Annotated in this window: 11 protein-coding genes; 5 read left to right on the forward strand and 6 right to left on the reverse strand. The window is 48.3% G+C overall.

The window, feature by feature from the left end; translation table 11 throughout:
* Positions 1-2,273 (forward strand): Ig-like domain-containing protein (locus B0475_RS13295; RefSeq protein ID WP_198538287.1); only part of this gene is annotated, 2,273 nt, incomplete at its 5' end.
* Between the two features lie 66 nt (positions 2,274-2,339).
* On the opposite strand, the gene pdxH is transcribed toward B0475_RS13295, so the two are convergent.
* The 4 genes from pdxH to B0475_RS13315 are packed head-to-tail and all read right to left on the reverse strand — an operon-like array spanning position 2,340 to position 5,561.
* Positions 2,340-2,978 (reverse strand): pyridoxamine 5'-phosphate oxidase, encoded by a 639-nt coding sequence (gene pdxH, locus B0475_RS13300; protein WP_232781890.1) that lies wholly within the window; start codon positions 2,976-2,978, stop codon positions 2,340-2,342.
* The gene (locus B0475_RS13305) at positions 2,975-4,135 is read right to left on the reverse strand and encodes a motility-associated ABC transporter substrate-binding family protein (protein WP_077412368.1); all 1,161 of its coding nucleotides are present in this window, start codon (positions 4,133-4,135) and stop codon (positions 2,975-2,977) included. Before B0475_RS13305 ends, pdxH begins: the two co-directional genes overlap by 4 nt.
* On the reverse strand, positions 4,132-4,878 hold the full coding sequence (locus tag B0475_RS13310; protein WP_157892954.1) for an ABC transporter permease: 747 nt from the start codon (positions 4,876-4,878) through the stop codon (positions 4,132-4,134). Before B0475_RS13310 ends, B0475_RS13305 begins: the two co-directional genes overlap by 4 nt.
* Positions 4,875-5,561, reverse strand: a complete 687-nt coding sequence (locus B0475_RS13315) for an ATP-binding cassette domain-containing protein (protein WP_077412370.1) — start codon at positions 5,559-5,561, stop codon at positions 4,875-4,877. Before B0475_RS13315 ends, B0475_RS13310 begins: the two co-directional genes overlap by 4 nt.
* A 112-nt stretch (positions 5,562-5,673) precedes the next feature.
* Between B0475_RS13315 and B0475_RS13320 the strand changes: the two genes are divergently transcribed.
* Positions 5,674-6,879: a DesA family fatty acid desaturase gene (locus tag B0475_RS13320; protein ID WP_077412371.1), complete on the forward strand. Its 1,206-nt coding sequence runs from the start codon at positions 5,674-5,676 to the stop codon at positions 6,877-6,879.
* Positions 6,880-6,939: 60 nt separating this feature from the next.
* Here the strand turns inward: B0475_RS13320 and B0475_RS13325 are convergent, their stop codons facing one another.
* On the reverse strand, positions 6,940-8,694 hold the full coding sequence (locus tag B0475_RS13325) for a DUF885 domain-containing protein (protein WP_077412372.1): 1,755 nt from the start codon (positions 8,692-8,694) through the stop codon (positions 6,940-6,942).
* A 118-nt stretch (positions 8,695-8,812) separates the two neighbouring features.
* Positions 8,813-10,609 carry an ExeM/NucH family extracellular endonuclease gene (locus B0475_RS13330; RefSeq protein WP_077412373.1) on the reverse strand — a complete coding sequence of 599 codons (1,797 nt, stop codon included), beginning with the start codon at positions 10,607-10,609 and terminating at the stop codon, positions 8,813-8,815.
* Positions 10,610-11,042: 433 nt separating this feature from the next.
* On the opposite strand from B0475_RS13330, the gene B0475_RS13335 reads away from it, so the two are divergent.
* From B0475_RS13335 to lolD, 3 genes are all read left to right on the forward strand, one after another.
* Positions 11,043-11,426 (forward strand): hypothetical protein, encoded by a 384-nt coding sequence (locus tag B0475_RS13335; RefSeq protein WP_198538288.1) that lies wholly within the window; start codon positions 11,043-11,045, stop codon positions 11,424-11,426.
* 141 nt (positions 11,427-11,567) lie between these two features.
* Complete coding sequence (locus B0475_RS13340) at positions 11,568-12,812, forward strand: lipoprotein-releasing ABC transporter permease subunit (RefSeq protein WP_077412375.1); 1,245 nt, start codon at positions 11,568-11,570, stop codon at positions 12,810-12,812.
* Positions 12,805-13,497 (forward strand): lipoprotein-releasing ABC transporter ATP-binding protein LolD, encoded by a 693-nt coding sequence (lolD, locus tag B0475_RS13345; protein WP_077412376.1) that lies wholly within the window; start codon positions 12,805-12,807, stop codon positions 13,495-13,497. The genes B0475_RS13340 and lolD overlap by 8 nt, the downstream gene beginning before the upstream one ends.
* The last annotated feature ends 19 nt before the right edge of the window (positions 13,498-13,516 follow it).

Here is a 13,516-nt window from a genome sequence, read left to right on the forward strand (position 1 = left end):
GCAGCTGGTCTTGTACCCTGTCTGGTCCCATCACTGACGGTGATGACATCTTTGCCGAGCAGGATGATCCGGCTGGCAACACCTCACCACAAACCACTGAACTGGGTGGTATTGACACCACACCACCGGCCGCTCCAGTGGTCACCAGCCCTGTTGATGGTGCACTGACCAACAACAACACCCCATTGGTGGTTGGTACTGCAGAACCCGGTTCGCAGGTCACAGTGACTGGTCCATTGGGCGAGACCTGTTCAGTGGTTGCAGACGTCAATGGTGATTGGTCTTGTACCATCGCTCCTGCATTGGCCGATGGCGCCAACCTGCTCAGTGTCGTCGCCACTGACGAAGCTGGCAACAGTTCACCAGCCACCGAGCTGACCCTGAACGTTGACACCATTGCCCCACTGGCGCCCGTGATCATTGCACCCACCAACGGTGCTCCGGTGACCGGTACCGGTGAGCCTGGCGCTACAGTCAACGTCACCACCCCATCAGGTGCCACATGTTCCGCATTGGTTCAACCAGATGGCAGTTGGTCTTGTAATCTGGATCAACCACCGGTGGATGGCGAGGACATCAGTGCTGATCAAACTGATCCGGCAGGTAACACTTCACCAGACACCACTGCAACAGATGGCATTGACACCACACCACCGGCCGCTCCAGTGGTCACCAGCCCTGCTGATGGTGCACTGACCAACAACAACACCCCATTGGTGGTTGGTACTGCAGAACCCGGTTCACAGGTCACAGTGACTGGTCCATTGGGCGAAACCTGTTCAGTGGTTGCAGACGTCAATGGTGATTGGTCTTGTACCATCGCTCCTGCATTGGCCGATGGCGCCAACCTGCTCAGTGTCGTCGCCACTGACGAAGCTGGCAACAGTTCACCAGCCACCGAGCTGACCCTGAACGTTGACACCATTGCTCCACTGGCGCCCGTGATCATTGCACCCACCAACGGTGCTCCGGTGACCGGTACCGGTGAGCCTGGCGCTACAGTCAACGTCACCACCCCATCAGGTGCCACATGTTCCGCATTGGTTCAACCAGATGGCAGTTGGTCTTGTAATCTGGATCAACCACCGGTTAATGGCGAGGACATCAGTGCTGATCAAACCGATCCGGCTGGTAACACTTCACCAGACACCACTGCAACAGGTGGCATTGACACCTTAGCACCCGCTGATCCGGTGATCACTGCACCTGCTGACGGCATCACCATCAATGACAACACCCCAACGGTGACAGGAACTGGTGAACCAGGTTCAACGGTAACCGTGACTGGTCCATTGGGCGAAACCTGTTCAGTGGTAGTTGATGTCAATGGTGACTGGTCTTGTACCATCAGTCCGGCCTTACAAGACGGCAGCAACCTGCTCACCGCCGTGGCCAGTGATGATGCCGGCAATCAATCCAACAGTGACAGCATCACCCTGATCATCAATGCGTCGGCCACATACGGGTTGGTCATCAATGCACCAGCTGAACTGGTCACCACTGAAATGGGTGGCAGCGACAGTTTCACGGTGGTTCTGCCATTGTCGCCCACAGATGATGTGACGGTTGACTTTTCTAGTAGTGATTTAACAGAAGGTACCGTGAGTCCTTCTTCAGTGACCTTCACTGCCGCAGACTGGGATCAGCCGGTGACCATCACAGTGACTGGTGTGGACGACCCTGATTATGACCTTGATCAAAGTTATCAAGTGATCACTTCAGCACTGTCCTCACTGGATCTGAACTATGCTGGCATCAATCCTGCTGATGTTGACGCAGTGAATGTTGATGATGATGAAAGTCCGGATCTGCGGGCATTCATCACCAACTGCGTCAGAGGAGTGCAACCCACTGACTCGATGACGTACCGTTTACTGATCAGTAATACCGGTAACAAAGACATCACGGGGGCCAATGTAGCCACTGTTCTGGGTGACAAGATGACATTGCCACAATGGGTTTGTCAGCAAAACGGTGGAGCCTCTTGTGACTCACTCAGCGGCAGCGGCGATCTGAATGAAACGGTTGATTTGCCGGTTGGCTCCAGTCTGCTTTATCTGTTTGATGCGGATGTCGATGCTGCATTGACCGATTTCATTGATGTGGAAGGGTCTGTGACCATGCCGGTTGATGAAACCGATGTCAACCCAGGTGACAATGTGGCCTTTGACAGTGATCTGGTGTATTTGTATCTTTTCAAGGACACATTTGACTGTGCCCCTCCAGGAACCATCGAATCGACCAATGCGCTGCTTGAGTCGCTCACTCAGTGATGAAACGCTGAAACAAAAAAAGGCCGGAATTACCGGCCTTTTTTTATGTCTGGATAAATAATATTTCTATGGAGCCAGCCTTTGAATGCGCCAAGTTGTTCCGTCTTTGGTGTATTGGAAACGATCATGCAAACGATTGGCCCTGCCCTGCCAGAATTCATAGCGTTCAGGAATCACCCGGTAACCGCCCCAGGCATCCGGCAAAGGGACTTCACCAGCTTTGAACTTTTCCTTGATTTGATTCATCAGGGTTTTGAGGACTGTACGGCTGGAGATAACCTGACTTTGCTCTGAAATCCAGGCCCCAAGTTGAGACCCCCTGGGTCGCGAGGTGAAATAGGCAAAGGATTCTTTGGCTGATATTTTTTCAACCTGTCCACTGATTCTGACCTGCCGCTCAAGCCCCAGCCAGGGAAACAACAAAGCTGCCCTGGGATTAGCCGCCAATTCTTTGGCTTTGGCACTTTGGTAATTAGTGAAAAAAACGTAGCCCCTGTCATCAAACAATTTCAATAAAACCGTTCTGGCCTGCGGCATGTCATCGGCACCGCAAGTGGCCAGAGTCATGGCATTCACCTCATGCAACTGTGCATTCCGGGCTTGTTCAAACCACATACTGAATTGCGCCAGAGGGTCATCTTTTAACTCTGCCCTTTGCAATCCCGATTGGGTGTATTCATTTCTTAACTCGCCTATATCCATCATCGCTCTCTTTTGAACTTAAACCAAACCAACAATCCGCCCAACAGCAACAGCAGCGGTACCACAATCAACATCAACCCAGCCAACCACAATACTTCATTGGCTGCAAAATACAATTCAGACTGCCACCGACCAATGGCCGGCAAATCAATCCGTTCATCCCGTTTAAGCAACCAGTCAATCAATCGAAATGACATTTCAAGATTGCCTCCACTGAACAGGTGTTCGTCGGCCAAAAAATCACTGTCGCCGACCACCATGAGACGACTTGCACCCAGCTGACTGGTTGATGCCAGGGCTTGTTGTTGATCATTGACCCACAAAACATCATTGGCTGTTTCATAGGGCATCACTTCAACCAAATCAAGAGGTCGGTCAAATGCCTGGTTCACCGGGTGATCTGGAAATGACTTGATGATCAGGTGACCTTGATGAAATGCATCAGTCTGAACCACATCAAATAACAAAGACAATTCAGGTTGAACACTGGTTACCATGGGATCAGTCAGCCACAACAGACTGATACCCTGCTGCACTTGTTGTTCCAGCCAAAGTCGCTGTTGCAAGTTAAAGGGTCTGGCTGGTGCTGGCAGAACCAGTAAGCGGGTTTTTTCGGGCAATTTGAGTTGTGCACTCCACGGTAATACCATGACCTGATAATTGGCGGCTTGTAATGCTTTGAGCCATTGCCCATACCCCAGTGAAACCCCGGCATCAAATGATTTACCCTGATGTCCTTCCAGAAACACCAGCCAGGCTCCATCTTGGTGACTCAGTCTTTTCAAGCCGTTAAAAAAAGCTTCATACGACAAAGTCGTCAGATGAAACTTCTCTGTGCCCTGATAAATCAGCATTTCACCCAGCTTTTCGATACCCAGTTTTTTTTTCAGTTGGGGTTGTGAATCAATATCCATGTATTTAACTTCAGCATTTTCCACCGATGCCACAATGGGCTGTAAAAAATTATTCACCAGTTGTGCAGCGGGCGATTCAGGTTGGGCATACACTTCAATGGTCAGTCCTTGCTGCTGATGCAATATGTTTTTGGCCGATTGAGGCAACAAGTCTGTATAGGTATCAACCATTCTGAAATTGTCTATCAACCGCGCTGATAGCATCACCAGTAGCAGCCAGCCAATGATCATCAACCCCTGTTTCATGACCCGTCCCTCAATTGTTTCAATTTTTGCTCAGTCAACATGCTAAACAGGACCACGCCTCCAGCAAAATAGACCACTGAGCTGATACTCAATTCGCCACTGAACAGCCAGTCAAGGTGGTGTGCCGGAGAACACAGTTTCAACCAATTCATTCCATATGCCTGACCGGAACCATCAGCACCCAACAACCACAAGACCGCCATCACCACAATACTCAGCAAAGCAGCCGTTGCAGTGGCATGACAATAAACGCCAATCAGCAGGCCCAATGCCGCCATCCACAACACCGCCAGACTCAGACCCAATACACCTGACAAAACCTGCCAGCCAGACAAAGTCCCTCCGGTTTCGAGCAATGCCCAAAACAGGAACACCTGTAACCAGACAAACCACAGAAGGGTTGCTGATGCGGCCAGTTTTTGTCTGACCACTGACCCGGTGGAGCGATGGCTTAATAATAAATAAAACAGGGTTTTCTGAGAGCGTTCACTGGTCATGATGGTGGCCGTCGACAAGGCCACCACCAGAATCATCACCCTGGCCAACATGTGTAACAGCGGAGACCACAAGGTATCAGTCACAGACGGAGGATATGGCAATTGGCTGAGTGAAGGCTGGATGGCGAGGTAATGATCCAGCATTTGCCAACACATCCAAGCCAGTACAAAACTCAGCACACCAAGCATCAACCACATAGAAGGAGCACGCCAAAGGTGTCTGCAATCTTTACTGAACACGTTCATCGTCCATCATCCATGACATCACCTGAAGCCTGCCAGTCATTGATGGCCTGATTATAAATATTGTGGAATGAATCACCATCGGTATGCCGTCGCAATGTAACCAGTTCGCCCTGGTGCATTACCACCACCCAATCTGCCAAAGATTCCATATCTTGCATAATGTGGGTTGCCATGATGATGGATTTTTGGGATTTCCATGCTTGGACTTGTTGCATAAATGCTTGCATCACCTGAGGGTCCATGCCATTCAATGGTTCATCCATCAGTAACATCGATGCAGCGGAAACATCCAATTGAGCCAATGACAGGCGTTGCCTGAAACCCAATGACAAGTGTCGGGTTAAACGATTGGCCATGGCAGTCAGCCCCCAGCGCTCCATGACCGGTTCGATATCAACTGCCGCAACCCGCATCTGTTGGGCGACAAATTGTAATTGTTCTTTCACGCTCAGGTATGGGTAAAAAACCGCTGGCTCAGGCAACAGATAACAACTGTGATCAGGTGAAAAGTTCAACTGGCCACAGTCAGGACTCAACAGACCTGCCATCACCTGTAACAAGCTGGACTTGCCGGCACCGTTGGCGCCTAACAACACAACCACGCCGGTATCAGGCAACTCAACAGTGATGTTCTGGAGAATTTCCTGACCGGAACGGCTCAGGCAAAGTTGATTTATTTTCATAGAGTTAGCTTGATTCTATAGCCATACCATACGCCAAAGTACGCGGTTTTAGCTGGCTATTGTGGTGGTTATTCATTATAGTGAGCAATGCTTTTATTACAAACATCTATTTATGATTCCAACAATTGAATTTTTACAAACCGGTCTGCTTGACCTGTCGGCTTGGCAACTGGTTCTCTATACCTTTATAGTGGTACAGATCACATTATCTGGTGTCAGTCTTTTTTTACACCGCGAACAAACCCATCGGGGCATCAAAATGCACCCGGCTATTCAACATTTTTACCGCTTCTGGACCTGGTTTACCACAGGCATGCTGACCAAAGAATGGGTGGCCATTCACCGTAAACATCATGCATATTGTGAAACCGAAGATGATCCGCACAGCCCACAAATTCATGGCATCAAAAAAGTCCTGCTGCATGGCGTCACTTTATACACCGCAGAACGCAAAAATCAGGAAACCATGGAAAAATATGGCCAGGGAACACCGGATGACTGGCTGGAAAAAAACGTCTATACACGTTTTCACTATTTAGGCATTGTACTGCTGGCTTTCATTAATGTGGCCCTGTTTGGTGTGATTGGCTTATTGATTTATGCCATTCAAATGCTTTGGATTCCGGTATTTGCTGCCGGTGTCATCAATGGCATTGGTCACTATGTGGGATACCGCAACTACCGGACCGATGATTCGTCTCGTAACATCACCCGCTTTGCCTTCTTTATCTTTGGTGAAGAATTACACAACAATCATCATGCCTTCCCTTCTTCATGTAAATTTGCCCATAAAAAAGGTGAACACGACATCGGCTGGTACATCATCAAACTGATGAATAAGATGGGGTTGTGCGAAATCCGCAAAGTCGTCCCAGACCTGTATGTTGATGAGCAAAATGAAGATTTCAATGGCGACACAGTCAAAGCCATTTTGACTCATAAATTCAATGTTTTACAGGTGTATATCCGGGATGTGATCAAACCAAACCTCACGGCCGAATACCAGACTGCATCGAAATCTTTCAAGAAAAAGATTCACAAATACACCCATAATCTGTCACTCGATCCTCAGTTTTTGAAAACTGACATCAGGCAGAAATGGCAGAGCTATTTTGCTGACAGCCAATCCCTGAACAGCCTTCTGCAATACAAAGAGGAGTTGCAATCCATTTGGGAAAATAACAGCAAATCAGTGGATGAAATGATCGCTGATTTCAAAGCCTGGTGCGCCAAGGCAGAACAAAGTGGCAACCGCCTGTTACAGGAATTTGCCAGCTCACTGAGTCGTTACAAGCTACAAACCTTTACCGCCAGATAAGGGGTTCCAATTACACGGCACAAAAAAACCGGGTCAAACCCGGTTTTTTTGATTCATCATTTACTTCATCCGTTGCGGGATGTACTCTTGCTTAACAGCTTTCGCCAACAACTCTGGTGGCAACAATCCTTGAGCCAGAATGAAATCATGGAACGATTGCTGGTCAAACTGATCCTTTAGTTTCAACTCAGTTTCAGCGCGTAACTGCAACAACTTCTCGTAGCCATAATAATAAGCAGTGGCCTGAGCTGGTGACCTGAACGTATACCGGTCAATTTCAGTCTGAGCATTCTTATCATCCTCTCCAACATCTTCCATCAATACCCGTTTGGCTTCAGCCGGGGTGATCAACCCGAGGTTGAGCATGGGATCGAGCCAGATCCGCGCTGCGCGTAACAACCTGGCCTGTAAAGCATACAACTGACCTTCAAGAGGCATGTATTCCTTACTGATCGCTTCAGCATAAAGTGCCCAGCCTTCGACATTAGCTGAGTTAAAAGCAAACATGGCTCTGGCCGTTGACACCCCACCTCTGAGCATGGTGGTGAACTGTAACTCATGTCCGGGTCTGGCTTCATGTGCCGATAAGGTCCACATCATGGCTTTGAATGCATAATCATTTTTAGGCCAGCTACCATCTTCGTTCTGTTCAATTTTGGGAACGATGAACTCCGGGTACTCACCGGTGTTGCCCACCAGTCTGGGTACGTCCAGGTGAGCCGCTGGCTGTTGTGCTGTTTCAGCAGCAGTGGCCATCCTGGCACGGGCAGGCTCATTCGGTAAGGACACCAACTGATGTTTGTTAATGATCTGATCGAGCTCACGCATCACCGCGGCATACTCTTCCATCAAGGCATCACCATGAATCTGTTCGTTTTTAAGCAGCTCCATCACTTCACGGTAATCTGTGGTTTCATAACCCATTTTTTCGGCCACCAAAGGTGCCAGAGCCATCATTTCAAAGCGAATATTCATGAACGCCACCTGACCAATTTTCATCAATTCCTCAGGACTGGCATCGACACCATAATTTTTGAGTTGCAATTCGTACAACTCACGGGGCAACATGGCGCTTTCCCTGGTGTTGGGCAGAATGTTGGCCTTAACCCATTCATTGTATTCACCCATTTGAGATTGCAGTAGTTGCAATGAAGATTCATAACCAGTCAGATCGGTGGCTGCAAAAACCTGAGACAGTCCCTGAATAAAAATGGCGGACCGCTCTATGTCCTGCTCCACTTCACCCCGAAAAGGCTTGATCAGGTCCGGCTCATCCATGCGTTCAGTCAGGCGTTTTTTCGCCAATTCAAACAAGGGTTCATAACCTTCCGCCTCACCAGTGTATTTTTTAAGTCTGATCAGAGCGGCTTTTTGTCGTTCAAATGGCACTTGTTTATCCAGCTGGCCATTGAACCCATAAAAGATCAGGCCAATGACATTGCCATAGGGCAACACCCTGGCATCATTGATTTTGGTGGCTTCAATGTTGTCTTTGACTGATTGGATCATGATTTCGATGTCTTGTCTGACCCGCTGATCCTGTTCATTGGCAAGGTGTTCGTTGAGCATTTTCAGATTGGCTGTTGCATTCTCCAACTGCCGTTTTACCAGGTTATCCTGCAAGTCAAAAATGTCTTCGTCGTAACCTTCCACACCCGACTGAGCTGAAAACTCAGGGGCAAATTTAGCCTGCGACTTTAATATTTTATAAGCTATTTCATTGGACCGTTTGACCCAGTCCTGTTCTTTGGCGTGTGCCTGAAACACACACAACAACATGACCATCAGCACAATGGTCGATTGCTTGATACGCATAAATTTCACCAGATGATTTAGAGAGTAAACAAATTATATGAATTTGTCACATCACAAATCATGGGCAAGAGGTAACGAAATCCCCTGTGCGTTCAACGTAAAGATTTAAACACTGCCATCACAGCTCAAAACCGGCAATCACCACGTCATGATCTGACGAAGAAAACGGATCCGGTTGAAAAAAAGTATCTGGTTTGTTGAAGGATTTATCCAATGCTTCGGTATGGTAACCAAACCACGGCATCTCCGCTGAATTGATGTGCCACTGAGTCAGTTCTGTCACCACATTCAAACCTGCATCATTGGTCATGATGTAATCCAGAGAGCCAACCTGACCACGATAACTTGCGGTCCAATTGGTTGGTGCCAGGAAGGGATTGGCCAAATTAATCATGCCTTTTTTACTGAGCATACCGATGGGATCTTCCTGTTGATAACTGTTCAGATCACCAACCAGAATCAGAACCTCACTGCCATGACCCGTTGGGTCACTGTTCAGCCAGTTTGCGACCTGTTCTGCCACCTCAGTTCTCACTGGGTTGTAGCAGCCCTGACCATCAGCCTGCGCTTTATTGGCACCTTCTGCATCTGAACAACTCTTGGACTTGAAATGTGCAGTGGCCACAGTGAACACATTGCCTTTTCGGGATTTGAAAGATTGCGCCACAACAATGCGGTTACGGTGTTCTTTGAATGCAGGATTGGCGGCTGCATTTAACAACGCATAATCACCAACGGTTTGCAATTGACCTGGCTGATAGATCAGACCCACTTTGATCACATCTTCACCCAGAGCACCGGTATCAATATAAGCCCATTTTTCATGACCGGCTGCCTCATTCAGGTGCTGGACCAATTGCCCACCTGAGGTTTGATTGTTTTCCAATTCCTGGATACCCATGACACTGGCATTGGTGGTATTGATCGCGCTGACCAGCTTGGCCACCTGACGGTTGTACTCTTCAGGCGAGTCGGCACCCCTGCAGGAAAACTGCTTCGTCGGTCCACACCTGACCTGACCGTCATCAATGGTGGTGAAGAAATTCTGTACATTGAATGTCGCCACCTGCACAGTTCCCCCCACGTCTTTTGGCTGCTGCCATGCCTGATCAGTCATGTTGAGCTTCATCAAAGGCTCGGTGGGCTGTAATTTATATTTTCCAAAGGCATAAAAAAGCACACCTCTGGGCTGAACCTGATCACCCAACCACCATCGATTAGCAGCAGAAACAGGTCGCTGGCCCAAAAACCCTTTGGCCAATGGTGTGGCAAATGCTGCCAGCCGTCCGTCATCAATGATGAGTTGATCCAATTGGTTTTTTCTCGCCACTTCTTTCACTGCCTGTTCCCCACGGACCACTGCAGTCGGTGCCATGAGCATTTCAGAGGAAACCGTCAACTCGCCATATTTGATGTATTGATAAACATCGGTGATCACCACTGGATTGAATAACGTTACGTACATGTTTTCGTGGGCTTCCAGATAAGCATCATTTTTAGGCATGTACAATGAAGTCGAGGACGGCAGTGGCAAGCCACTTTGACAGACTTTGATTTTTTGCACCCGATCCAGTTGGGTCAGTTCATACTCTTCTGATACATAACCATCAATGGCCACCAAATCACCTACTTTGATCTTCCGGTAGGTATCATTGTCACGAATAAATAACCCTTCTGATGTATATATGTCATCATCACTGTTAACAGATTGGATAAAAAAACCGCCCAGAGACTGTTTACCTCGAAAATCCGCAGTCACAATACCCGACACGTGAATCCGTTCACCTACCAATTTTGATGCCTGACCGGTTCCCTGAATGTCATGAATGGCTACGAATGATTTGTCACACGTCAGACTTTCAGACCAGCTGGTTCCGAAAACCCACATTGAACATAAAAGCAAAACAATTTTCATGGGTATTTTGATGAGTCAGTTAAAGAGCTGGCATTCTAACACGAGCCTGCGACATGAAGTGTTAATGGCAAGTTAAAAAAAAACCCGGCACCAGGCCGGGTTAAATGGGGAATTTGGCCCTAAGGCCTATGAAAAATAAATGTAACAGGAAACACAATCCTGAAATGTCTGATTCATCACACAACACTTATCAGACACAACCATTATAGGTGCATTCAGCCGATGCAAATGTCAAGCATTGTGAACTCTTCGGCAGCCTGCCTGGTTTATCTTGTTGGGCTGATGTGACTTGATTTTTATGGTTACGTGCCCATCTTAGACAGACACCAACCGGAGGAAAACAATGAAAACCATTTTAATATTTATCACGGCATGTTTGATCATGCTTCTGACAGCCTGTAGTGAGGACACACCAAACAAAGCAGAATCTCAAATGAACCAAGCCAAGTCTGAAGTCAAAAAGGCAGCTGAAAAAGGCGCTGATGCGGCCAAAGAAGCAGCTGAAGAGCTGGCTGATGGAGCCAAAGACCTGGCTGATGAAACAGGCGAAATCATGACAGATGGTTATGAAAGCAGCAAAGACAAAGTCAATGAGATGGCAAATGACATCCAGGAAGGCGCCAAAGAGATGGCTGATGAAGCCAAAGACATGTATGCCGATGGCAAAGAGACAGCCAGTGAAATGGCTGGGCAAGCCAAAGATCAGGCCAAAGAGATGGCTGAAAGCCTGAAACAGGAATCAGCTGAAGCCCTTGAGGCGGCGAAAGACAAAGCCGATGAATTGACAGACGACGATGATGATGACACCCGCCCCTGAGCGACCATGGGGTTGATTCGATTCCAATAACAACACCGCCTTGTTCAGCAAGGCGGTTTTTTTCTGACAAAAAAGCAGAATTTAACCATTGTTTCGATGGTCTGATTAAGCCACAATGACAGCGATCCAATGGAATAACCTATGAACTTACCTTTATTTATTGGCCTCAGATACACCAAAGCCAAACGCAAGAATCACTTCATATCTTTCATCTCTTTGATCTCCATGGGCGGCATTGCCCTGGGTGTGATGACGGTGATAGTGGTCATTTCTGTGATGAATGGATTCAACAAGGAGTTCCAACAACGGATGCTCAGTACGGTTTCACATGCCACCATATCTGCATTCAGCGGAGAACACCTGACCGATTGGCAACAAGCCATTGACATTGTCAGGGGACAACCGGATGTAATTGGTGCAGCACCGTATATTCAAACCGAAGGCATGTTGCAGGGTTACCGCACAGAAGGGGCCCTGATTCAGGGAATATTGCCTGATCTTGAGCAGCAGGTCACTGAGTTCCAGGACAACCTCCGATATGGCGCCATGGAAGATTTACAGGCCGGTGAATTCAACATCATACTGGGTATTGATCTGGCAGCACACCTGGGTGTGGGTCCGGGTGATACAGTGACATTGTATGTGCCTGAATTCCGCACCACTGCGGTGGGAATAACTCCCCGGCTGAAACGATTTACCGTCTCTGGTATTTTCGAAGTGGGGATGTATGAGTATGACTTCAAACTGGCTTTGATTCACCTCGAGGACGCCCGCAGACTGATGCGTTTACCTCAGGCAGCAGCTGAAGGTGTGCGGCTGAAAGTCGATGATTTGATGCGGGCTCCATTGATAGTCAGGGAATTGGCGCCTGAACTGGATGGGTTTTACCGCATCAGAGACTGGACTCAGGAACATGTCAATTTTTTCAAAGCCACCCGCACTGAACGCATGGTGATGTTCATCATCCTTTCTATGATTGTGGCGGTGGCAGCGTTCAACATCCTCTCCACACTGGTGATGCTGGTCACTGAGAAACAAGCTGATGTGGCCATCCTTAGGACACTGGGCCTGTCGGGCAGTCAGATCATGGGTATATTTATGGTTTCCGGCACTCTGATAGGTCTGATAGGAACCGCCATAGGCACCATAGCCGGTTTGATCACTGCGGTTAATATCAACAGCATCATACAAACCCTGGAGGGGTGGTTTAACACTGAATTTTTGTCCAAAGACGTTTACTACATCACCGAAATATCAGCCGACATTCGATCAGGCGATGTGATTACCATCGTTGGTATTGCCTTTGGACTGTCTATCATCGCCACCTTGTATCCTGCCTGGCGGGCATCAAGGGTCGAGCCAGCGGAGGCCCTGAGGTATGAGTAATCAAAACGTGTTGCGTTGTCAACAATTGAGTAAACACTTCATCGATGGTCAACGAAAAATCCAGATTTTTGAACAACTCGATTTTGCGGTTCAGGCCGGTGACACAGTGGCCATAATGGGCGCGTCGGGGTCTGGAAAAAGCACCCTGTTACACCTGCTTGGCGGACTGGATACCCCCTCTTCAGGGCACATTGAGCTGATGGGACACATGCTTTCAAATCTCAATGCCAAAAAACGTGGACACCTGCGAAACAAACACCTCGGCTTTGTTTATCAGTTTCACCACCTGCTTCCTGAATTCAGCGCACTGGAAAACGTCATGATGCCTTTGCTGATTGGCAAAACAGCCAGAGCAGCGGCCCGCCACAAAGCCACTGAAATTCTTGAACAGGTAGGCCTGGCAGAGCGGCTGACCCACCGCCCTGCACAATTGTCTGGTGGCGAACGACAGCGGGCTGCCATTGCCAGAGCCATGGTGACCCAGCCCGACTGCATTCTGGCAGATGAACCCACCGGCAATCTGGATGAAAACACCGCTGGTGCGGTGATGGATTTATTCATCGAACTCAAACAACAATTCAACACCGCTTTGGTGCTGGTCACTCATGACCTCAAAGTGGCGGCTAAAATGCAACAAACATATCAGTTACAACAAGGAGTGTTGTCACCATTCAGTCTCGATTAACCCCTGCCAATGCACTGCT

Source organism: Marinicella sediminis (assembly GCF_002000055.1).
Lineage (GTDB): Bacteria > Pseudomonadota > Gammaproteobacteria > Xanthomonadales > Marinicellaceae > Marinicella > Marinicella sediminis.